The organism is Gracilimonas sp. (genome assembly GCF_040218225.1).
Lineage (GTDB): Bacteria > Bacteroidota > Rhodothermia > Balneolales > Balneolaceae > Gracilimonas.
Genome location: NZ_JAVJQO010000009.1, coordinates 1 through 21502, shown reverse-complemented (window position 1 = coordinate 21502; position 21502 = coordinate 1). Strand labels below are relative to the sequence as shown.

The 21502-nt window shown below is 42.9% G+C and carries 22 protein-coding genes and 1 tRNA gene; 8 read left to right on the top strand and 15 right to left on the bottom strand.

Annotated elements, in window-relative coordinates; genetic code table 11:
• Positions 1 to 43 precede the first annotated feature (43 nt).
• The 6 genes from RIB15_RS15570 (at position 44) to RIB15_RS15545 (ending at position 5651) form a co-directional block, all read left to right on the top strand.
• Positions 44 to 334, top strand: a complete 291-nt coding sequence (locus tag RIB15_RS15570) for a GIY-YIG nuclease family protein (RefSeq protein ID WP_350203098.1) — start codon at positions 44 to 46, stop codon at positions 332 to 334.
• Positions 335 to 563: 229 nt separating this feature from the next.
• Entirely contained in the window at positions 564 to 1853 is a 1290-nt protein-coding gene (locus RIB15_RS15565) for an aminotransferase class V-fold PLP-dependent enzyme (protein ID WP_350203097.1), read from the top strand.
• Between the two features lie 62 nt (positions 1854 to 1915).
• On the top strand, positions 1916 to 2401 hold the full coding sequence (locus RIB15_RS15560; protein ID WP_350203096.1) for a RidA family protein: 486 nt from the start codon (positions 1916 to 1918) through the stop codon (positions 2399 to 2401).
• 3 nt (positions 2402 to 2404) lie between these two features.
• Positions 2405 to 3541 carry an amidohydrolase gene (locus tag RIB15_RS15555; RefSeq protein WP_350203095.1) on the top strand — a complete coding sequence of 379 codons (1137 nt, stop codon included), beginning with the start codon at positions 2405 to 2407 and terminating at the stop codon, positions 3539 to 3541.
• Positions 3542 to 3604: 63 nt separating this feature from the next.
• The gene (locus RIB15_RS15550; protein WP_350203094.1) at positions 3605 to 3952 is read left to right on the top strand and encodes a rhodanese-like domain-containing protein; all 348 of its coding nucleotides are present in this window, start codon (positions 3605 to 3607) and stop codon (positions 3950 to 3952) included.
• Positions 3953 to 4100: 148 nt separating this feature from the next.
• A complete protein-coding gene (locus RIB15_RS15545) occupies positions 4101 to 5651 on the top strand; it encodes a M20/M25/M40 family metallo-hydrolase (RefSeq protein WP_350203093.1) in 1551 nt (516 codons plus the stop codon).
• 51 nt (positions 5652 to 5702) lie between these two features.
• Here the strand turns inward: RIB15_RS15545 and RIB15_RS15540 are convergent, their stop codons facing one another.
• On the bottom strand, positions 5703 to 6221 hold the full coding sequence (locus RIB15_RS15540) for a class I SAM-dependent methyltransferase (RefSeq protein ID WP_350203092.1): 519 nt from the start codon (positions 6219 to 6221) through the stop codon (positions 5703 to 5705).
• Between the two features lie 85 nt (positions 6222 to 6306).
• Here RIB15_RS15540 and RIB15_RS15535 point away from each other — a divergent pair, with 85 nt between their 5' ends.
• Positions 6307 to 6726, top strand: coding sequence for a DoxX family protein (locus RIB15_RS15535; protein WP_350203091.1), 420 nt, complete (start codon positions 6307 to 6309; stop codon positions 6724 to 6726).
• Positions 6727 to 6857: 131 nt separating this feature from the next.
• Here the strand turns inward: RIB15_RS15535 and RIB15_RS15530 are convergent, their stop codons facing one another.
• Positions 6858 to 7550, bottom strand: a complete 693-nt coding sequence (locus RIB15_RS15530; RefSeq protein ID WP_350203090.1) for a hypothetical protein — start codon at positions 7548 to 7550, stop codon at positions 6858 to 6860.
• 195 nt (positions 7551 to 7745) lie between these two features.
• Between RIB15_RS15530 and RIB15_RS15525 the strand changes: the two genes are divergently transcribed.
• Positions 7746 to 8093, top strand: a complete 348-nt coding sequence (locus RIB15_RS15525; protein WP_502881381.1) for a GIY-YIG nuclease family protein — start codon at positions 7746 to 7748, stop codon at positions 8091 to 8093.
• Positions 8094 to 8289: 196 nt separating this feature from the next.
• Here the strand turns inward: RIB15_RS15525 and RIB15_RS15520 are convergent, their stop codons facing one another.
• From RIB15_RS15520 to RIB15_RS15460, 13 genes are all read right to left on the bottom strand, one after another.
• A complete protein-coding gene (locus tag RIB15_RS15520) occupies positions 8290 to 8889 on the bottom strand; it encodes a hypothetical protein (protein ID WP_350203089.1) in 600 nt (199 codons plus the stop codon).
• A gap of 29 nt (positions 8890 to 8918) precedes the next feature.
• Positions 8919 to 9080 (bottom strand): hypothetical protein, encoded by a 162-nt coding sequence (locus RIB15_RS15515; protein WP_350203088.1) that lies wholly within the window; start codon positions 9078 to 9080, stop codon positions 8919 to 8921.
• A 29-nt stretch (positions 9081 to 9109) separates the two neighbouring features.
• Positions 9110 to 9667, bottom strand: a complete 558-nt coding sequence (locus tag RIB15_RS15510) for a hypothetical protein (protein WP_350203087.1) — start codon at positions 9665 to 9667, stop codon at positions 9110 to 9112.
• 287 nt (positions 9668 to 9954) lie between these two features.
• Positions 9955 to 14271, bottom strand: a complete 4317-nt coding sequence (rpoC, locus tag RIB15_RS15505) for a DNA-directed RNA polymerase subunit beta' (RefSeq protein ID WP_350203086.1) — start codon at positions 14269 to 14271, stop codon at positions 9955 to 9957.
• 30 nt (positions 14272 to 14301) lie between these two features.
• Complete coding sequence (gene rpoB / locus RIB15_RS15500; protein WP_350203115.1) at positions 14302 to 18117, bottom strand: DNA-directed RNA polymerase subunit beta; 3816 nt, start codon at positions 18115 to 18117, stop codon at positions 14302 to 14304.
• A gap of 145 nt (positions 18118 to 18262) precedes the next feature.
• A complete protein-coding gene (rplL, locus tag RIB15_RS15495; RefSeq protein ID WP_350203085.1) occupies positions 18263 to 18643 on the bottom strand; it encodes a 50S ribosomal protein L7/L12 in 381 nt (126 codons plus the stop codon).
• Between the two features lie 53 nt (positions 18644 to 18696).
• Complete coding sequence (gene rplJ / locus RIB15_RS15490; protein WP_350203084.1) at positions 18697 to 19218, bottom strand: 50S ribosomal protein L10; 522 nt, start codon at positions 19216 to 19218, stop codon at positions 18697 to 18699.
• Positions 19219 to 19235: 17 nt separating this feature from the next.
• Positions 19236 to 19934: a 50S ribosomal protein L1 gene (gene rplA / locus RIB15_RS15485; RefSeq protein ID WP_350203083.1), complete on the bottom strand. Its 699-nt coding sequence runs from the start codon at positions 19932 to 19934 to the stop codon at positions 19236 to 19238.
• Between the two features lie 13 nt (positions 19935 to 19947).
• The gene (rplK, locus tag RIB15_RS15480) at positions 19948 to 20379 is read right to left on the bottom strand and encodes a 50S ribosomal protein L11 (RefSeq protein ID WP_255134582.1); all 432 of its coding nucleotides are present in this window, start codon (positions 20377 to 20379) and stop codon (positions 19948 to 19950) included.
• Positions 20380 to 20452: 73 nt separating this feature from the next.
• A complete protein-coding gene (nusG, locus tag RIB15_RS15475) occupies positions 20453 to 21010 on the bottom strand; it encodes a transcription termination/antitermination protein NusG (protein ID WP_255134581.1) in 558 nt (185 codons plus the stop codon).
• 2 nt (positions 21011 to 21012) lie between these two features.
• Positions 21013 to 21195 (bottom strand): preprotein translocase subunit SecE, encoded by a 183-nt coding sequence (gene secE / locus RIB15_RS15470; protein ID WP_350203082.1) that lies wholly within the window; start codon positions 21193 to 21195, stop codon positions 21013 to 21015.
• A 17-nt stretch (positions 21196 to 21212) separates the two neighbouring features.
• Positions 21213 to 21285, bottom strand: a tRNA-Trp gene (locus tag RIB15_RS15465).
• A 66-nt stretch (positions 21286 to 21351) separates the two neighbouring features.
• Positions 21352 to 21502: EF-Tu C-terminal domain-related protein (locus RIB15_RS15460; protein WP_502881341.1), on the bottom strand; the 151-nt coding region annotated here is incomplete at its 5' end.

The following is a 21502-nucleotide window of genomic DNA, read 5'->3' as shown; positions in this document are numbered from 1 at the left end:
GGAGAAGAGTGTAAGTAATTGCTTTTAAATTGCTCTTACTTACATGAGAGGTGCTTATGTATACATACTGTCAAATATTGGCCGAACTACTTTATACATTGGGGTGACTAAGGATATTAGCCGCAGAGTTTGGGAACACAAGCAGGGGAAAGGTTCTACATTTACCGCAAAATACAAGTGTACGATTCTACTTTATACCGAAGAACACGGTACTATATCTGATGCAATAGAAAGAGAAAAACAGCTAAAGAACTGGAGAAAAGCCTGGAAGTGGGATTTAATTAAAACCCTCAATCCTGATTTAGTTGACCTTTATCCAATACTAAGGGGCTAATTGCATGTTTTATTTAACATGTAGTCACCCTGAACTTGATTCAGGGTCTGAAAGGATTGATTGCTTGAATCTTCCTAATCTATTGGCTGCTACCTCGACCTCTACTAATGCTGAATCAACCTGTATCTGCCGGCCTGTTGGTTCATAATAACGCCATACTACCTATAATCCGGCTTGCTTTTTTGCTTTTCTATGGCTAATTCCCAATCAGCATAAAAGGGGAATTGCAATGGAAACACGGAAACAGTTCTTAAAAAAAATCAGTGGCGGGGCAGCGGCATTAACAGCCTCAACTTTTTTTAATCCGCTAAAGTATCACAGCCTTAAAGAAGACCTTGGAAACTATTCGGGTACCGCTAAAGAAATTGCCCGAAATGAAGATTTCTGGGCTCATGTACAGCAAGCCTTCACCGTAGATAGAAGCCTCATCAACCTGAATAATGGAGGCGTTAGCCCTTCCCCGGCATTTGTGCAGGAAGCCATGAAAAAGCATCTGGACTTCTCCAATCAGGCACCGGTATATAATATGTGGAGGATTTTAGAACCCCGAAGAGAAGGCGTAAGACAACGGCTGGCTCGTAACTTTGGGGTAGATACTGAAGAAATCGCCATCACCAGAAATGCTTCTGAAAGCTTGCAAATTTGCCAGTTTGGTTTCGATTTGAAAGCAGGTGATGAAGTATTGACAACCGACCAGGATTACCCCCGGATGATCAATACCTTTAAACAGCGGGAAAGACGTGAAGGCATCAAACTTAACCAAATAAGTATCCCGGTGCCGGCAGAAGATGATGCCGAGATTGTTCGCCGATTCGAAGAGGCTATCACTCCAAATACCAAGCTGATTTTGATGTGCCATATCATCAACCTTACAGGGCAGATTCTCCCTGTAAAAAAAGTGGTGCAGATGGCTCGTAAAAAAGGAATACCGGTTATTGTAGATGGCGCCCACGCTTTCGCTCATTTTACATTTAATCATTCGGATCTGGATTGTGATTATTATACATCCAGCCTTCATAAATGGCTATTTGCACCTCATGGAACGGGTATGCTTTACGTCCGTAAAAACAAGATTAAAGACCTCTGGCCTTTGATGGCAGCAGAAGAATCACAGGACGAAGACATCCGTAAGTTTGAGGAAATCGGCACTCACCCGGCTGCTAATTTCCTGGCTATTGGTGAGGCCTTAACTTTCCATGAAGGTATCGGCTCAGCCCGCAAGGAAGCCCGGCTTAAACACCTTAATGATCTTTGGATTGACGAGCTTGTGGATGGAGACAAAGTAGTTCTTCATACCAGCCGAAACCCAACATATGCCTGCGGAATTGCCACGGTCGAAATCAAGGGGATGGAACCCAATGATCTGAATAGTGCTCTTTGGCGTGATTATCGTATTATTACCACTCCCATTAATCGCGATCAGTTTCGGGGTATTCGTGTCACTCCAAATGTTTACACTACCCTGGAAGAAATTGACCGGTTTATCAGCGCTATGAAAGATCAGATTAAAAAAGTTTAGTAAAGGCGTTTATGCAGAGCCCCATCAAATTCAGTGTGACAACTACCTAAATATTCGAACTTATGAAGATAGAAAATTTCACTTTTAAACTACCTCTTGTCAGCCTGATAATTATAGGAGTATTTTCATCCTGCATTGAGGTTGAAACTGAGACAAGTACAGAACAGCAAAAGAAAGTCATTAATACTGATAAAGCACCCGCATCAGTTGGAGTATACTCCCAGGCCATTCAGGTTGGTAACACACTCTATCTTTCCGGGCAAATTGGCCTGATTCCGGAAAGCCGGGAACTGGCTGGTGATGACCTTAATTCACAAACCCATCAAACCCTGAATAATATTAAAGCAGTCTTAGAAGAGGCTGGTTTTGCAATGTCAGATGTTGTGAAAGCACAGGTTTTTTTGGATGATATGGATGACTATGGTTCGTTCAATGATATTTATATTCAGTATTTTCCTGAAAACCCACCTGCACGAGCGGTTGTTGAGGTCAGCCGTATTCCGCTGGATGCGAAAGTAGAAATCATGGTTACAGCTGTTAAAAATTAGTTTATGTCCGATTTACAAGATGTCATCAACCTGAGACGTACCCTTCACCGTTACCCTGAATTATCAAACCTGGAGTTTGAAACTTCAAAACGCATTTCATCTTTTTTCGAACCATTAAATCCGGATAAAGAAATATCCATTTCAAAAACGGGGAAGGCATTCGTATTTGAGGGGGAAGAAGCCGGGGAAACCCTGATTTTTCGGTGTGAACTGGATGCACTTCCTATTCAGGAAAAACCGAACCGGGCTTATCGGTCATCTATTAAAGGAGTTGCCCATTTATGTGGGCATGATGGGCACATGGCTATCATAGCTCGATTAGGTCAGCTTATTTCCCAGAACCGCCCAAAGAAAGGAAAAGCTGTTTTACTCTTTCAGCCAGCGGAAGAAACCTACCTTGGTGCTAAAGATGTTGTGGAATCCAAAGAATTCCATGCCCTTTCCCCGGATTATATCTTTGCCCTTCATAATATTCCCGGCGTCGAAAAGAATACTATATTACTGAAAAAAGGAAGTTTTTCTGCTGCTTCCTGTGGCTTCACCATAAAACTTGAGGGGCGGACATCCCATGCGGCAGAACCTCAAAACGGATTGAACCCCTACGAAACAGCTACCAAAATTACGGATCAAATTCTGAATCTCGCTAACAATGATCAATCTTCTTTTAAAGACCACACCATAGCCACGCTGATATATATCCGGTTGGGTGAGATTGCTTTCGGGGTTTCTCCTGGAAGCTTGGAAATGGGCATCACATTAAGGGCCTATGAAAACGATGACCTTGATCTGCTTTGCAATAAATCAGAAGCCATTGTTGGAGAACTGGCACAGGAAAATGGGCTGGATTATGACTGGAGTTATTCAGAAATCTATCCTGCTACTCTCAATGACCCTGATTGTGTGGACATGATTACTAAGTCTGCCGAGTCCAATAAACTAACGGTTCAGCAAATGAAACATCCCAACAATTGGTCTGAAGATTTCGCCTACTTCACCGCAACAAATAAAGGTGCCCAATTTGGTTTTGGAGCCGGAGAAAGCCTGCCCCCACTGCATAATCCTGCCTATGATTTTCCGGATGAGATCATAGAACCCTCTGCCCATACATTCTTTTCCATTTATAAAGAGAAGCATCTCTGAATGTGAACAGGCTATGATTTGTTATGAAAGTGAAGTAAAAAGTCGAATCTAAACTCAAAGATTATGACTGCCACAGCAACACTTCAACGAACAGACGTAGAAACTTTACATCGAAAAATGACAGGCGAACATTCGCCAATAATTATAAATGCACTATCACGTGATGCCTATCTGGCTAAGCATATTCCGGGTTCCCTAAATATACCAACGGAAAACGCCGAAGTGGCTAAAGAGGTTATTCCGTTTATGGATGCCGAAATTATTGTTTACTGCGCAAATTCCGATTGTGATGCGTCTCCTAATCTTGCACAGAAGCTGGAAGAAATGGGTTATACCAACGTCAGTGATTTTGAAGAAGGCCTTGCTGGCTGGAGACAAGCTGGCTATGAATTAGCCGGAACTGACGTGTAAAATTTAACATCCACATGATAGCGCAGGAAACCGTCTCTTTTGAGGCGGTTTTTTTATTCGTAAAAAGAAATTTCAGTCTCCCCCTTTTATAGATTAATAGAATATATTCTCCGGTTAATCTTAACTGACAGAATCGGAGATCGGATTCATGAAAAGAATCACATTATTACTATGCATTTCGATGTTGCTGCCATTCGGCCTGGTCAATGCTCAGACAACCGACGAAATGGTGGATGCTATCGTACAAGAAGCGACTGAAAATTCGCAGCTGGAATATCTGGCACATCAGCTTACCGATGTAATCGGACCACGGCTTGTGGGTACACCACAGATGCAACATGCTCATGAATGGGCGGTGGAACAGTTTGAAGAATGGGGTATCTCAGCAGAGAATCAGCAGTTTGGCCAATGGCAGGGGTGGGAACGTGGCATCACCCATATTGACTTGATTTCACCGCGTGTAGTATCACTGGAAGGGATGCAGCTTGCCTGGAGTCCTGCTACTAAAAAAGGTGGCGTAGAAGGAGGTTTGGATATTATCCCCGACGTAGAAAATAAAGCGGCTTTTGAAGAATGGCTGAAAACCATCAAAGGAAAATTCATCCTTGTCTCAATGATGCAACCCACTGGACGACCTGATTATAACTGGGAAGAATTCGCTACCGAAGAATCTTTTGAAAAAATGAAAGAGGGGCGCGATGCTATGGAAGATGCCTGGCGAGCCCGATTCGATAAAATTGGCTACAACTCACGTGAAATACTGCCGGTTCTGGAAGAAGCCGGAGCTGCTGGAATCATTCAGTCACGCTGGTCAAGTGGGTTTGGCGTAAACAAAATCTTTAGTGCAGGAACCAAAAAAGTACCCGTTATAGACCTTGCTCTTGAAGATTATGGTATGCTGTATCGCATGGTTGAATATGGCGATGAACCCAAAATCAAAGTTAATGCACAATCCAAGAAATTGGGGAAAGTTCCGACTTTCAATACCATTGCTACGATTCCCGGTTCAGAAAAAGCCGATGAATATATCATCCTTTCTGCTCATTACGACTCCTGGGATGGCGGAACCGGAGCCACTGACAATGCCACAGGTTCAATTACCATGATGGAAGCCGCACGAATCCTGAAAGAAGTGTATCCAAACCCAAAAAGAACCATTATTGTGGGACTTTGGGGGAGCGAAGAACAGGGACTGAACGGATCAGCAGCTTTTGTGGAAGATAATCCTGAAATCGTTGACAACATGCAGGCATTATTTAATCAGGATAATGGGACCGGACGTGTAGTTCGGATCTCAGGACAGGGATTTCTTCATGCTTACGAGTTTTTGGGAAGGTGGCTGGAAGCCGTACCGCGTGATATTACCCAGCATATTGAAACTACCTTTCCGGGAACCCCTGGTGGTGGTGGCTCCGATTATGCATCCTTTGTATCAGCCGGAGCTCCCGGGTTTTCTCTGAGTTCATTAAGCTGGAGTTACTGGAATTATACCTGGCACACTAATCGTGATACCTATGATAAAATCGTTTTCGATGATGTTCGAAGTAATGCCATCTTAACTGCGATTTTAACCTATATGGCCAGCGAAGATCCCGAAACTTTCCCTCGTGATAAAGCGGTTCTTCCCGTTAGCCGGTGGACAGGCGAACAAATGGAATGGCCTAGTCCCCGTACCGCTAACCGTGATGGTGGCAACTAAATATTGAATTGACCTGCCAACCAGTGACTGAATCTTAATTTGGTCACTGGTCTATCTTACTTCCGCTGCATACATATTCTTATGTCCGTATCTGGATGGGCGTTCACCGATTTTTCTTACTGATTTAAATCCTTCCTCCTTAAATAATTCTTCCAGCTGCCTTAATGTGATCGGGTATGGAATCCAGGGATTTGCATTATTTGTGCCATACTCGACAATAACCAGTCTTCCATTTTCTGAGAGATGATGTGTTAACTTTTGAATGAATGTCTTTTTGTTTTTCACATAATGAAGAGAGTTAGCCATCAAAATACCATCATATTCATCTTTCGGAAGTTGTTGTTTACTGAAATCCATCTGCAAGAACTCTAAATGAATACCATGAACCGATGACTTTATCGGAGCCTGATTGACCTTATCCACCATCAGAATATGACTATCTTTTGATAATATCTGAGCCAGTGCATAGCTAAACAAGCCGCTCCCACAACCCAGATCTACCCATTTCTCTGCCTGATTACCTTTAAAACCTGCTTCTTCGATAAGTCTTATCGCTTCGGATTGAGTCATTTAGTTAGACATTAAACTTTTTCTTTTGAAGTTTAGTCCATTTAAAATAGATTGGTTATACCCTTAAACCCAAATTGGAGATTTTATGAAAAATAAAAACTTAGCAATTCTACTGCTACGAATAGGTGTTGGTGTTATTTTTATCATTGCAGGATGGGGCAAACTAACCGGAATTGAAGGTGTTCAGGGATTTTTCGGTAATATCGGTATTCCTATGGCTGGAGTAATGGCCTGGGTAGTTGCCTTGGTTGAATTTGTAGGCGGGATTATGATGTTGGTTGGATACAAAGTTGAAATTCCGGGAATACTTCTGGCATTTACTATGCTGGTAGCCATTTTTACGGTAAAGATGGGTGGGGATGGAGGCTTCAGCGGCATGCGACTTGAGATTATGTTGCTACTCACCAGCTTAGCTTTATCTATAATGGGAACCGGAAGCTATTCACTCGATGATATGTTGGGAAAACCTTCAGATACCGGAAGCTCTGAAGCAACGCCTCTGTAAAGTAATCCTGATTAATTTAGCCTTTAGATAACCCGCAAGACTTCAGAGCCTTGCGGGTTTTTTTTGATAAGGTTCATCATTCCAAATACTGAATTAAATTTCAGCATGGCCAAAAAGGGAACGACATTCCATTATGTTTCCAATGTCCAGCCAACTTCCGAAGGGCGTTCGCCAGTATACATTCTTAAACGTTCGCCATCACTTACATTAAAAATAACCTCATTCCAGCCTTCCATTAATTCGATTTCAACTTCCTCAGTTCCACCGCTGCCTGAATCACATTCTTCAGATATCGTGGCTTCGTGTGTGGAATATATCCAGCGAACCTGGTATTCTCCTCTAAAATCACTACTTGGTGGATAAACATTTCTATTTGGAGCGCCACTGCTAAGTCCTATCCCACCTACATTGGTTTCTTCACCGTAGGTAAAATTGAATACACTCAGTCCAACAAACTGGTGACCATCGTCAAGATTTTCCCGGACTGCATTCCGGCAGTACATCGATACAAACCCTTCGCTATCATCACTTAGTGGTTTTAACGCTTCCTGAACTGCTTCCTCACCTAAAAATTCAACAGTAAATGTACCATCTGCATTAATAGTTCCGTCAATCAAATCTACAAAGTCTTCGGCTTGATACAGCTCTTGTTCGCCATGATCATAGCCGGACAGCTCTCCTTTTACTGAAAATGACTGCGGATTATTTGACGATCCGTTACTTCCGGTTGAATTATCGCTGCATGCTGTAGTGAAAGCTAATAAAGCAGCTACAGCCACGCATAAATATATTGATAGATTACATGTTCTCTCTAGAATAGACACAAGTACCTCCGATTTTTGAAAAATTTATTAGCATAAACTTAAAATGAAAATTACGGAGAGTTCCAAATTGCAAAGCGACTGCAAAAAAGGTTGTTACCCTGAACTTGATTCAGGGTCTGAAAGGAGTGATTGCCTGTTTTTGACATGCTCCTTCGCTAAAGTTTCGCCTTATTCAAATGCTGAATCAAGTTCAGCATGACGACATCTAAAAAAGGTTTTGTAAGGAATACCTCTCAAAACGCTCATACTTATATGACCAAGGCCTATGTCTACATACTATCCAACATAGCCCGGACTACTTTATACATTGGAGTAACCAATAACTTAAACCGTAGAATCTGGGAGCATAAACAAGGCGAAGGCTCGGAGTTTACTGCAAAATACAAATGTATAATTCTGTTGTATGCAGAAGAACACGGTACCATTTCTGATGCTATAGAAAGAGAAAAGCAACTAAAGAACTGGAAAAGAGCTTGGAAATGGGAATTGATTAAAACACTGAACCCTGATTTGGCGGATCTTTATCCTACATTGAGAGGTTAATCATTTAAGTATGTTAAAATAGGTTGTCACCCTGAACTTGATTCAGGGTCTGAAGGGAGTGATTGCCTGTTTTTGACACGCTCCTTCGCTAAAGTTTCGCCTTCTTCAGATGCTGAATCAAGTTCAGCATGACAAGATTTGAGGCAGAGGCTCGGTGTGGTGTTCCGCAGCAGAGCTACGGAACGAGGAAAAAAAGTTACTCGAATATAATATCCGGATCAAAATCCTTATAACTTAGTTTCATCTCTTCGATTTCTTTAGCTGTCGAAATCCAGGTATACTGTTCGTTTTCAACGACATATTTAAGCGGCAGAGCACCATTACTTGCTTCCATGTAATAACTCCAATCTCCAAAATGGTGATTTAAAAATGGTTCTGGGTTTACCCTTATCTCCTCCGAGTAGTAGTATATCGTTTCTTGTCTTTCAGTTTTAACGATCAATTTCTTACACTTTTTTCCCATTATGACTTCTATATCATCTAAATAAGTAACCTTAACATTTTGGGAAGTTTTTATTGATCCATTAATAACCATGATTTGATCTGTTAAAGGATCCAGAAAATAATACTTGTTAGTTTCACTATTATAAGACTGAACAAAATTTCCGTTTTCATCATAGGCCTTGTAATTCTTGGAATTGATAAAATAATGCTGCTCATACCCTAACTCAGGGGCTAAACGATCAGTAATATCTTCTTTTGTATCGGGCTTCTGAAAGCTATATTCGTAAAGAATTTTTCCGGTAAAAGAATTTGACTGAGCAAAAATACTTGATGAGAAGAAAGTGAAGATCAAAACAAAAAATTCTTCATAAAATTAAGCCTCTAGTAAGTTTTCTTTTTTCGCATTTCAATATACTCATCATATTCATCTCCCAATTTTTCTTTCAACTCTTCCTTTTCCATCCTCTTTTTTTTGATTTCATGGACAGATTTTATCACACCACCAATTGAACCTACGATTAAAATGATAAGAATGAAGTCCATTCCTTAATACTCCAAAGTATGATTATTCTTTATCCACTTGGCATAACCGTTTCCAGTAACCCTAATACAAATAATAAGCCACCTATAACAATGGCAATTATATTTGTTCCTGAGAAATAAGAGTTATTTTCAAAACTTGGGTTGATACTCTCATTAACTCTTAGCGCAACATTATTAGCTGGAATAATAAATACAAAACTAAACGTTGAAAGCAACCAATATGGATCTGGCAATCTCCATAGTGCCTGAATTATAAAATATCCTACCGCTAAAAAAACGATTGGCAATGTCTGTGATAAATTGTTTTGAAGTGCAGCATTCTTAATCTCTTTAAAACAACTGTAAGCCCAAATCGGTGCAAAAAAAGCCCGCCAAAAAGGCATTATCTTTTGAGCCCACCTGTTTTTTATCAAATCCCAATTTTTATAAAACCAAAAAAGTTCATAAATCCCGAAAGTACAAATTGACATTAGTACCAACTTAAAATTTGAGGTACTAAAGAAATGGGGCTCATTAACACTGGAACTACTATTTATTGTGTTTTTATCGTTTACTTCTTCCGAGTTCTCTAATCTGTCATTGGTCATTTTCTATGATGTTAAATCATTATTATTTACTTAGAAATAGCAAAATTAATTTCTTAGAAGCAAATGAATGCAGGGCAACAAACTGAAGACTCGATACTTTAGTGGAAGGTTTCTAGCTAATCGTAGACTAGTTAATCAAGATGATCAAACATCATGATACTGAACTAAATTCAGCATGACAACGATATACGTTGATTAGATAAAACAAAAAAGCCCTGCTCAACTTAATGAACAGGGCTTTTAATTTTATCTATGCTACTTCGGCTAACGAAGAGTTGCTGAAGTGATTAGTCTTCGGCTTCGGCGGTTTCGCTTTCACCATTTTCACTTCCACCAAGTTCTTCAAATACCTTGGCGATTTCCTCGTCTCCTTCTTCCATGTCTTTCTTAGACCCAACAACAATGTCGTTGTAGTCGCGAAGACCGGTACCGGCAGGCACTTTATGTCCAACCACCACATTCTCTTTAAGTCCGCGGAGGAAGTCTTTCTTGGCCTCAATAGAAGCCTGAGTAAGTACCTTGGTTGTTTCCTGGAAGGAAGCAGCTGACAACCAACTGTCGGTTGAAAGAGCAGCTCGAGTAATACCCAACAGAATTGGCTTAGAAATAGCCGGCTCTGCTTCACGGGTTTCGAGTTCTTCTGCACCTTCTTTAATCAGCTCGTTGTTTATATCTCTAACTTCACGACGGTCAAGGATAGCCCCTTTCTTAAGGTCAGATCCACCTGGGTTGGTAACTACAAACTTACCAATCAGTTCGTCGTTCTTGATATTCACTTCAAAGCGATCCACTTTGTCTCCTTCAAGGAACATGGTATCGCCCGGATCGGTGATTTCTACCTTCTGCATCATGGTGCGTACAATAACCTCAATGTGCTTGTCATTGATTTTCACACCCTGTAGTCGGTAAACCTCCTGAATTTCATTCACGAGATACGACTGTACAGCATAAGGTCCGAGAATATTCAGAATATCCTGAGCCGGAATAGTACCGTCTGAGAGAGGCTGACCAGCTTTCACAAAATCATTGGATTGAACCAAAATATGTTTGCTCAGCGAGATCAGATATTTCTTCTCATCCGTTCCGTCTTTGGATTTCACAAATACCTCTTGTGAACCACGCTTACGCCCACCCATTTCAACAATACCGTCAATTTCAGAAACAACGGCAGGTTCACTTGGAGAACGTGCTTCAAATAGTTCAGTTACACGCGGCAGACCGGCGGTGATATCCTTAGACTTGGATGTAGCACGCGGAATCTTAGCAATAACCTGACCAGCTTCAACCTTGGCACCGTCTTCAATAACGATGTGAGTATCAACAGGCAGTGTATTTTCGCGGATTCGGTCTTTGGTTCCTTTGATCACGAGGGTTGGTACCAGCGAGCGATCTTTGGAGTCGGTGATAACTTTTTCACGGTGACCGGTTTGAGCATCGGTATCCTCAGACGAAGTTACTCCGTCAATGATATCTTTGTATTCAACGGTACCGTCAATTTCTGAGAAGATAAGGGCGTTATATGGATCCCACTTACAGAGCACAGCTCCTTTAGGTACCACATCGCCTTCCTCAACCAACATCTCTGAACCGTAAGGCACATTGTAGTTGATAAGAACTTTACCTTCATCGTTCACAATCTTGATTTCACCAGCACGGGAGAGAACCACATTGTGTTCTTCTTCACCGTCGTCGTAAACCACAACGCGAACGTTTTCAAATTCTACTTTACCTTCGAATTTCGTCTTATGCTGAGATTCAGCCTCCAGACGAGATGCCGTACCACCAACGTGGAAGGTTCGAAGGGTCAGCTGTGTACCCGGCTCACCAATAGACTGAGCAGCGATAACCCCTACGGCTTCCCCTTTCTCAACTACGGTTCCCCGTGCGAGGTCACGGCCATAACATTTGGCACATACACCACGTCCGGTTTCACAGGTAAGTACTGAACGAATTTCTACTTCTTCGATAGAAGTCTCTGCGATTTTCTGAGCTACAACCTCATCAATCATCTGGTTGGCTTCACAAATAAGCTCGTCAGAAATAGGATCGTAGATATCGTGGAGTGAAACACGCCCGATAATACGATCTTCGAGACTTTCGATAATATCTTCGTTGTCTTTCAGAGCCGCCATCTTAATACCACGGAGGGTACCACAGTCTTTCTCGTTGATGATCACATCTTGTGAAACATCAACCAGACGACGAGTCAGGTAACCAGCATCGGCAGTTTTAAGAGCGGTATCGGCAAGACCTTTACGCGCACCGTGAGTAGAGATAAAGTACTCAAGTACCGTCAGCCCTTCTTTGAAAGAAGAAAGAATCGGGTTCTCAATTACCTCATTGCCCTGCTGCATGGAACTCTTCTGAGGTTTCGCCATCAGACCACGCATACCACCTAACTGACGAATCTGCTCTTTAGAACCTCGAGCTCCGGAATCCGCCATCATATATACCGGGTTGAAACCATCTCTGTCGCTCGCAAGAGCTGAGAATAATGTTTCAGACACACGGTTTGTGGTACTGGTCCATTTATCAATAACCTGATTGTAACGCTCGTTATCGGTAATGAAACCCATCTCATAACGACCTTGAATATCAGTCACTTCATCCTTCGCTTTAGTGATCAACTCACCTTTAGCATCCGGAATAATGATATCATCAAGGCTGAAAGACAGACCACCAATTGTGGCTTCTTCATAACCAACTTTCTTCATGTCGTCGAGGAATCGGGAAGTTTTCGCCGTTCCTACTTTAGCATGAATATCACCAATCAGATTTCTCAGTTCTTTTTTACCGAGTGTCTTGTTGATGAATGGGATTTCCTTCGGTGTAATCTGGTTGAAGAGTACTCGTCCCGTTGAAGTTTTAATCACTTCGTGAACGGTTTCTCCTTCCTCGTTTACCGCTGGAATTCGAACGTTGATTTTGGCATGTGTAGCAATCTTACCCTGGTCGAAGGCAACCAATACTTCTGCAGGAGAAGAGAATGTTTTTCCTTCGCCTTTCTGGCCATCATTTGGCTTGGTGAGATAGTACAGACCTAAAATCATATCCTGAGAAGGAACCGCAATCGGGCCTCCGTTCGCAGGAGATAAAATATTGTGTGAACCTAACATCAGCACAGATGCTTCAAGAACCGCATCGTGACTTAATGGAAGGTGAACAGCCATCTGATCACCGTCAAAGTCAGCGTTAAACGCTGTACATGCGAGCGGGTGTAGTCGGATAGCTTTTTCTTCAATAAGTACCGGCTGGAAAGCCTGAATACCTAACCTGTGCAAGGTTGGAGCACGGTTAAGAAGTACGGGGTGTCCGTCAATTACATTTTCAAGGACTTCCCATACAACGGCATCACGTCGGTCTACTACTTTCTTAGCGCTCTTAACCGTTTTCACATATCCACGCTCAATGAGTCGTCGGATAATAAATGGTTTGTAGAGCTCAACCGCCATCTCTTTTGGCAGACCACATTCGTGCATTTTCAGCTCGGGTCCTACCACAATCACAGAACGACCGGAATAGTCAACACGCTTACCAAGAAGGTTTTGACGGAAACGGCCACTCTTACCTTTCAGCATATCTGAAAGTGATTTAAGCGGTCGGTTGTTATTTCGTACTGCGTTTGATTTTCTTGAGTTGTCGTACAGAGAATCAACCGCTTCCTGCAGCATGCGTTTCTCATTTCGGAGAATTACATCAGGAGCTTTGATATCAATCAATCTCTTCAGACGATTGTTACGGATGATCACACGACGGTAAAGATCGTTCAAATCAGATGTTGCAAAACGACCACCTTCAAGCGGTACCAACGGACGTAATTCTGGTGGAATTACCGGAATTACACTCTGTACCATCCACTCGGGACGGTTTTCGGTATGCTGGTTAGCCGCACGGAATGACTCAATCACCTGAAGACGCTTCAGCTTTTTCTTCTTACGCATCTGTGAAGTCTCATGCTTCACTTCATAACGCAAATTGTAAGCCAGATCGTCAAGATCCAGATCGCCAAGGAGTGCTTCAAGAGCATCGGCTCCTTCCTTCACGATGAATTTGTCGTCATCGTCGTCATCCAGTTCCTGGTTATCTTCTGGCAGCTGTTCTAAAATATCCCATTTCTCTTCTTCAGAGATCATATCGCCCTGGGCATAACCGAGGTCACGCGCCACACCAGGATTGATCACTACGAATGTTTCGTAATAAACGATCTTATCCAGGTTCTTGGAGCTCATTCCAAGAAGGTAAGCGATCTTGTTAGGAAGAGATTTGAAGTACCAAATGTGTACTACAGGAACGGTAAGGGTAATGTGCCCCATTCGCTCACGGCGTACAGCTTTCCGGGTAACTTCCACACCGCAACGGTCGCAGATAATTCCCTTGTAGCGGATACGCTTGTATTTACCACAGTGGCATTCATAATCCTTCACCGGCCCGAAGATCTTTTCACAGAAAAGACCGTCCATTTCCGGCTTAAAGGTTCGATAGTTTATTGTCTCAGGAGTCAAGACTTCGCCGTGGGAACGAGATAAAATCGTTTCCGCGGAAGCAAGGGATACCCCAATGCTGTCGAAATCTTTGGTGACTGTTAATGTCTTAGTTACTGGCAAGGATGTTCCTCCAAATTATTAACAGTGAAATTATTCAATATGCATTTCAAGGCCGAGACCCATAAGCTCTCGTAACAATACCTTGAATGATTCGGGCACGTCACCATCGGGCAGGTTCTCACCTTTCACGATAGCTTCATAAACTTTAGAGCGCCCTTTTACGTCATCACTTTTCACAGTGAGCATTTCTTTCAAGATGCTGGATGCACCATATGCGTACAGTGCCCAAACCTCCATCTCACCAAGACGCTGACCACCAAACTGAGCTTTACCGCCCAATGGCTGTTGCGTAATGAGTGAATATGGCCCGATAGAACGAGAGTGCATCTTGTCCTGAATCAGGTGGTTCAGTTTCAACATGTAGATATAACCTACGGTTGTCTTCTGCGCGAATGGCTCGCCTGTTCGTCCGTCGTAAAGGTTTACGCGGCCATCTTCAGGCAATCCGGCTTCTTTTAATTTTTCTCTAACTTCATCCATAGAAGCACCGTCGAAGATAGGCGACGCAAACGTCACACCCATTTTCTTAGCGGCCCATCCAAGAATGGTTTCGTAAATCTGACCGAGGTTCATACGGGAAGGTACACCCAGCGGGTTAAGACAGATGTCAACCGGGGTTCCGTCTTCCATAAACGGCATGTCTTCCTGAGGTACGATTTTAGCAACCACACCCTTGTTACCGTGACGACCGGCCATCTTATCACCCACGTGCAGCTTACGTTTCTTAGCAACATAAACTTTTGCTTTCTGGATGATTCCCGGTGGGAGTTCATCTCCTACCTGAATCGCAAATTTACGACGCTTAGCTTCGGTGTCAATTTCACGACGAAGCTCGCGGTAGTTGGCAAATAATCTACGAACCATCTTCACAAGCTCACCATCTGTGGCCCAGTCAATGTTTTCGTTAATATTTACCGGATCTAATTCTTCAAATACAGATTTCTTGTATTTCTCGCCTTTCGGGATCAACTCTACATGACTGTAGTTGTATACACCCGGAGAAGTTTTATCGCGAAGCAATGAATACATCTTGTCTGCCCACTGCTGATTCAGTTCAGCAACTTTTTGGGAGTGACGTTCTTCTTCCTGCTCAACGCGTTTCTTCTCTTCTTTGCGAGATACCAACTCATCACGCTTACGGCTGAAAAGCTTGGTGTCGATTACGGTTCCCTGAACACCCGGAGGTACTTTCAGAGATGCATCTTTTACATCACCGGCTTTATCACCAAAGATAGCACGGAGTAGTTTTTCTTCCGGGGTTGGATCGGTTTCTCCTTTCGGAGTGATCTTACCTACCAGGATATCACCGTGTTCAATCTTGGCACCTACGCGAATAATTCCACGCTCGTCGAGGTTGCGGGTTGCTTCCTCACTTACGTTTGGAATTTCACGAGTTAGTTCTTCTTCTCCACGCTTGGTATCACGAACCTGTTGTTCGAATTCCGTTACGTGAATGGAAGTATAAATATCGTCTTGAACGATGCGCTCACTTACTACAATGGCATCCTCAAAGTTATAACCGCGCCATGGCATGAAAGCCACAAGTAGGTTACGGCCAAGAGCAAGCTCACCCTTGTCGGTTGAACAACCGTCGGCAAGAGCCTGACCGGCTTTCACTTTATCGCCAATCTTCACAACCGGACGCTGGTTAATGGTAGTATCCTGATTCGTACGAATGAACTTATCCAGCCTGTATGTTTTCACACCACCGTCGAAGTAGCAATGCTGCTCATCTTCAGAACGATCGTATTTAACCCGGATTTCAGTCGCACTTACGTATACTACTTCACCGTCCGCATCTGCGGTAATGATAGCACGTGAGTCGCGAGCTGCTCTCTGCTCAAGTCCGGTTCCCACTACAGGAGCTTCTGGACGAAGAAGCGGAACAGCCTGACGCTGCATGTTCGAACCCATCAGGGCACGGTTAGCATCATCATGTTCAATAAATGGAATCAGTGCTGCCGCCAGAGAAGTAATCTGGTTGGTGGCAACATCCATATATTCAATTTCATCTGGTTTCACACGCAGGTAGTTACCTTCACGTGTACGAGAGAAAATAGCTTCACTCTCAAAAATACCTTTATCATCTATCTCAGCGTTAGCCTGAGCGATAACTGTTTCATCTTCCTGCTCAGCAGCGAGGTATTCAACATCTTTAGAAACTTTACCCTCTTTCACTTTACGGTAAGGAGTTTCAATGAATCCGAAGTCGTTTACTTTCGCGTGCACACACAGTGAGGAAATCAAACCAATATTTGGTCCCTCAGGCGTTTCAATCGGGCAGAGACGTCCATAGTGTGTATAGTGAACGTCACGAACCTCAAAACCGGCTCGCTCACGAGTCAGACCACCAGGTCCTAATGCAGACATACGACGCTTGTGCGTCAGCTCCGCCAATGGGTTGGTTTGATCCATAAACTGTGAAAGCTGGTTGGTACCAAAGAAAGTGTTAATCACACTTGAAATGGTACGTGCATTCACGAGATCCTGTGGAGTAAGCTGCTCAGCATCACGAGAGTTCATACGCTCGCGGATGGTACGTGCCATTCGGGCAAGACCAATTGCGAACTGCTGACCTAACTGCTCACCTACGGTTCGTACACGTCGGTTACTTAAATGGTCAATATCATCAACCTGAGATTTCAGGTTCTTCAGACGGATAACCTCTTTCACAATCGCTACAATATCTTCTTTTGTCAGATACTGTACGGTATTTTCCTGGTCTAATTTCAGACGCTTATTCAATCGGTAACGACCGACCTCACCAAGATCATATTTCTTGTCGCTGAAGAACAGTCTCTCAAGGATAGATCGCGCAGTTTCCGGATCTGGCATTTCACCGGACCTAATCTGCTGGTAAATTTCTCCAAGTGCAGTACTCTCATCGTAGGTAGGATCCTTACGGAGTGTGTTCATCATTACAGAACGCTCAGACTCTTCAGCTGAGATTTTCTGTACCAGAACTTTTTCAACTTCTGCATCTTTTAGTGAGCCGTAGTCATCTTCCGTCAATTCGTGATCACGTTCGAAGATAATTTGACGATTCAGAGCTTCGGTAACTTCACCGGTCTCATCATCAACTACCTCTTCCATGCTCTCTACAACAATGTTCTCGGCAAGTCGCTTGCCAACAAGATTTTTGTTGTAATGATCTTTCTTACCAAATTTAATTTCTTCAGAAAGCTCGAAAAGGCTTAGCAGTTCGATATCGGAAGAATAACCAAGCGCACGTAATAATGTAGTGGCCGGAACTTTCTTCTTACGATCGATATAAGCCCAAAGAACGTCACGAATATCAGTAGTAAATTCAATCCATGAACCTTTGAAAGGAATAACACGAGCAGAATATAGCTGTGTACCGTTCGGGTGAACGTTTTGTCCAAAGAATACACCTGGTGAACGGTGAAGCTGGCTTACAATAACGCGCTCAGCACCGTTGATGATGAATGTTCCGCGATTCGACATCCAGGGCAGGTCTCCTAAAAATACTTCCTGCTCAATAGTTTCGCTGGCTTCGTCGCTATCATCAACCGATGATAATCGCAATTTTGCTTTAAGCGGAACGGAATACGTCAGGCCACGATCCTGGCATTCAGCAATCGTATAACGAGGCACATCCACATTATAATAAAGAAATTCAAGGATGTGCGTTTCGCGACTGTCCTGAATTGGAAAATTTTCATTAAAAATTCGTTGTAGTCCTTGATTTTCTCGCTCGTTGGGAGCAATATCAAGTTGTACAAATTTTTCGAATGACTCTAACTGGATATCCAGAAAATCCGGATAATCCAATACGTGCTTGGTTTTACCAAACGATAAGCGTTCCGTGTTCGGAATAGTTTGCATCTTCTTGCTCAAAAGGAACCTCTCCTCTTAGATTGAAGGTAAATGATACGGGCAAACCCCAGGGCTAATGGGGTCAATTTATATAGACGCCAATAGCCAATACCGTTTTCACGGCATTGGCTACCAACGAATGTGTAAGTATGAGTTACTTAAGCTCTACTTCGGCACCAGCTTCTTCAAGCTTGGCTTTGATTTGCTCAGCTTCTTCTTTAGCTACTGCTTCTTTAACAGTATTAGGAGCTCCGTCAACCAATTCTTTGGCTTCTTTCAGCCCAAGACCAGTGATACCGCGTACTTCTTTGATTACCGCGATTTTCTTTGCACCAGCGCTTTTCAGAACTACGTCAAACTCAGTTTGCTCTTCTCCACCACCAGCAGCATCTCCACCACCAGCAGGTCCAGCTACTGCAACAGCAGCTTGAGCAGGTTTGATATCGTATTCTTCTTCAAGAACTTTAGCAAGTTCGTTTGCTTCTTTAATTGTTAGGTTGACAAGCTGTTCAGCTAATTCTTTAACGTCAGCCATTTGTTATCTCCAGTTGTTTTGATATAAAAAATTCTAGTTGTAATAAATAAGGGTTACTCTTCGCCTTTTTCAGCGATGGTTTTAACAGCACCAACAAGGTTAGATCCTTGTGCTTCAAGCGCTCCAACTACATTTGATAGTGGGGCCATCAACAGACCAAGGATATCGCCAATAATCTCGTCCTTCGACTTCATAGCTGCGAGAACGTCCAGCTTATCCGCACCGTAAAAATCTCCGTCTACGATAGCTGCTTTGAATTCTGGCTTATTATTATCCTTGATAAAATCTTTCAATACCTTGGCAGGTGCAGATAATTCTTCTTCAACGAATGCAAAAGCATTCTGCTCAACCAATGAGGGGATAATATCATCGTATCCACCAACTTCTTTCATTGCGAGCTTTACAAGTTTGTTCTTGTAAACTTTGAATCTAATATCTCCCTTACGAAATGCACCACGCAATTCATTGACTTCAGGTACCGACATTCCTGAATAGTTCGCAATGTATAAAGCACTCGAACTTTTCAGTTTTTCGGTAAGTTCATCAAGAATTGCACGCTTTTCTGCAGTAGGCATAATTTAATTTCCTCCTATTATAGGGATGTAACTGCGGTTCTGCTTATCGGGATGCTTGGTCCCATTGTGCTGCTTATGAAAACACTTTTCACATACAGCCCTTTTGCGGAAGCCGGTCTCAAGCTCATTACCGTACGGAAAAATGACTCTGCATTCTCCTTAAGGTCATTTGCATCGAAACTTACTTTACCAATAGATGTATGTAGGATTCCGGCTTTATCAACACGGAAATCAATCTGACCGGCTTTAACTTGCTTAACAGCATCGGCCACATCCATTGTTACGGTTCCACTCTTAGGGTTAGGCATCAGTCCGCGGGGCCCTAAAAAGCGCCCAAGCTTACCGAGTTTACCCATTACGTCGGGTGTTGCAATTATCACATCGATATCTGCCCACCCCTCTTCTATTTTCGTGATGTAATCATCAAGACCAACATGGTCGGCACCAGCTTCTCTGGCTTCATCCTGCTTGGCTTCGTTAACGAGAGCCAAAACTGTAACTTCTTTACCAGTACCATGAGGCAAGCTCACTGTACCACGCACCATTTGGTCGGCATGACGGGGATCAACTCCCAATCGCACGTCGACATCAACGGATGCATCAAAGTTCGTGTTAGATGTTTTTTTAACCAGATCGCACGCTTCTTCCAAAGTATACTCTACCTCGGGGTTCACGAGTGCCACGGCCTGTTGATATTTCTTTCCTCTTTTTGCCATGATCACAATTTCCTTACTTTTCGCGATTTACTCTAAGACCCATACTGCGAGCCGTTCCTGCAACCATTTCCGCGCCAGCTTCGATGTCAAACGCATTTAAGTCTTCCATCTTTTCTTCTGCGATTTCTTTGCATTGGCTCCAGGTTACTGTACCTACTTTATTTCGGTTAGGTTCACCTGATCCGGACTTGATTTTCGCTGCTTTCTTAAGAAGTACAGGTGCTGGTGGAGTCTTTGTTTTGAATGTAAAAGACTTATCAGCATAAACTGTAATCTCAACAGGAACAACAGTTCCGGCCTTGTCCTGAGTCTTAGCGTTAAAGGCTTTACAAAACTCCATAATATTGATTCCCGCCTGACCGAGTGCCGGTCCAACAGGTGGCGCAGGGTTTGCCTGCCCCCCAACAATCTGGAGCTTCAGGATTTTCTCAACTTTTTTAGCCATGGATTCTCAGGATCCTATAATTAATAACTTCTGTTTAATTTGCGTAATAGCTAGTGTGCATCAACTAGGTTCTTTATGTAGCGGATTCAACTTGGCTAACATCTACTTCAACCGGAGTCTTACGGCCAAAAATACTGACCATGACTCTCAGCTTTAGTTTTTCAGGGTTTACTTCCTGAACGGTTCCGTCAAAATCTTTAAACGGACCGGATATCACTTTAACCAGGTCTCCCTCGCTGTACGGAATTTCAATATTCCGTGGTTCATCACCACCGTCTTTCACTCGTCCAATGATGCGTTTGACTTCGTGATCTTTCAGTGGAGTTGGCACCGTTTCATTTTTACCTACCTTCAAAAAACCAAGGCAGGAAGGTGCGCTTTGTATCAAATTGTTTACTTCTTCATCATAATGAGTATTCAAAAGAATATAACCGGGGAAAAAGTTTTTCTCTCGGGTACGCTTCTTTCCAGAGCGAATCTCAACAACCGTTTCAGTAGGAATCAAGATTTCCTTAATCTTATCCTCTAAACCCTGATCTTCAATTTCGCGCTCGAGAAACTCTTTAACCTTTTTTTCATGACTGGAAAAGCAGCGAACTACGTACCAATCATGTGTTAATTCTTTGCTCATTATTAATTATAAATAGCTTCTAATATGGTGCTGTACATTTGATCAACACCAAAGATGAATACCGAAATTATGATTGAAAAAACCACCACGATAATCGTGTTATCGATCAGCTCTTTCTGGGTCGGCCAGGAAACCTTCTTGAATTCCTTTACAACACCGTCAAAAAAATCATTAATCTTGCTCATATCATTTATTTTATCTGCACGGGTGGAGAGGCTCGAACTCCCGACACCTGGTTTTGGAGACCAGTGCTCTGCCAACTGAGCTACACCCGTATAAAGCGCACAAGAGCAGGCGGGTAACCGTCTGCTCTATGCACTGGCCTTATTTAAGGTATTATCTTAATCCAATATTTTAGTTACCACTCCGGCACCGACAGTGCGGCCACCTTCGCGTATCGCAAATCGCAGTCCCTCTTCCATCGCTACCGGCTGGATGAGTTCTACGCTTAACTTCACATTATCTCCCGGCATTACCATCTCCACGCCATCG

Bases quoted from the DNA above. Each gene is read 5' to 3' on its own strand.
- RIB15_RS15515 (WP_350203088.1), bottom strand. From the start codon at position 9,080: ATGGACTTCATTCTTATCATTTTAATCGTAGGTTCAATTGGTGGTGTG.
- rplK (WP_255134582.1), bottom strand. From the start codon at position 20,379: ATGGCTAAAAAAGTTGAGAAAATCCTGAAGCTCCAGATTGTTGGGGGG.
- RIB15_RS15545 (WP_350203093.1), top strand. From the start codon at position 4,101: ATGAAAAGAATCACATTATTACTATGCATTTCGATGTTGCTGCCATTC.
- RIB15_RS15510 (WP_350203087.1), bottom strand. From the start codon at position 9,667: ATGACCAATGACAGATTAGAGAACTCGGAAGAAGTAAACGATAAAAAC.
- secE (WP_350203082.1), bottom strand. From the start codon at position 21,195: ATGAGCAAGATTAATGATTTTTTTGACGGTGTTGTAAAGGAATTCAAG.
- RIB15_RS15535 (WP_350203091.1), top strand. From the start codon at position 6,307: ATGAAAAATAAAAACTTAGCAATTCTACTGCTACGAATAGGTGTTGGT.
- RIB15_RS15565 (WP_350203097.1), top strand. From the start codon at position 564: ATGGAAACACGGAAACAGTTCTTAAAAAAAATCAGTGGCGGGGCAGCG.
- RIB15_RS15550 (WP_350203094.1), top strand. From the start codon at position 3,605: ATGACTGCCACAGCAACACTTCAACGAACAGACGTAGAAACTTTACAT.
- rplA (WP_350203083.1), bottom strand. From the start codon at position 19,934: ATGGCAAAAAGAGGAAAGAAATATCAACAGGCCGTGGCACTCGTGAAC.
- rplL (WP_350203085.1), bottom strand. From the start codon at position 18,643: ATGGCTGACGTTAAAGAATTAGCTGAACAGCTTGTCAACCTAACAATT.
- RIB15_RS15525 (WP_502881381.1), top strand. From the start codon at position 7,746: ATGACGACATCTAAAAAAGGTTTTGTAAGGAATACCTCTCAAAACGCT.
- RIB15_RS15570 (WP_350203098.1), top strand. From the start codon at position 44: ATGAGAGGTGCTTATGTATACATACTGTCAAATATTGGCCGAACTACT.
- RIB15_RS15560 (WP_350203096.1), top strand. From the start codon at position 1,916: ATGAAGATAGAAAATTTCACTTTTAAACTACCTCTTGTCAGCCTGATA.
- RIB15_RS15555 (WP_350203095.1), top strand. From the start codon at position 2,405: ATGTCCGATTTACAAGATGTCATCAACCTGAGACGTACCCTTCACCGT.
- nusG (WP_255134581.1), bottom strand. From the start codon at position 21,010: ATGAGCAAAGAATTAACACATGATTGGTACGTAGTTCGCTGCTTTTCC.
- rplJ (WP_350203084.1), bottom strand. From the start codon at position 19,218: ATGCCTACTGCAGAAAAGCGTGCAATTCTTGATGAACTTACCGAAAAA.
- RIB15_RS15540 (WP_350203092.1), bottom strand. From the start codon at position 6,221: ATGACTCAATCCGAAGCGATAAGACTTATCGAAGAAGCAGGTTTTAAA.
- rpoB (WP_350203115.1), bottom strand. From the start codon at position 18,117: ATGCAAACTATTCCGAACACGGAACGCTTATCGTTTGGTAAAACCAAG.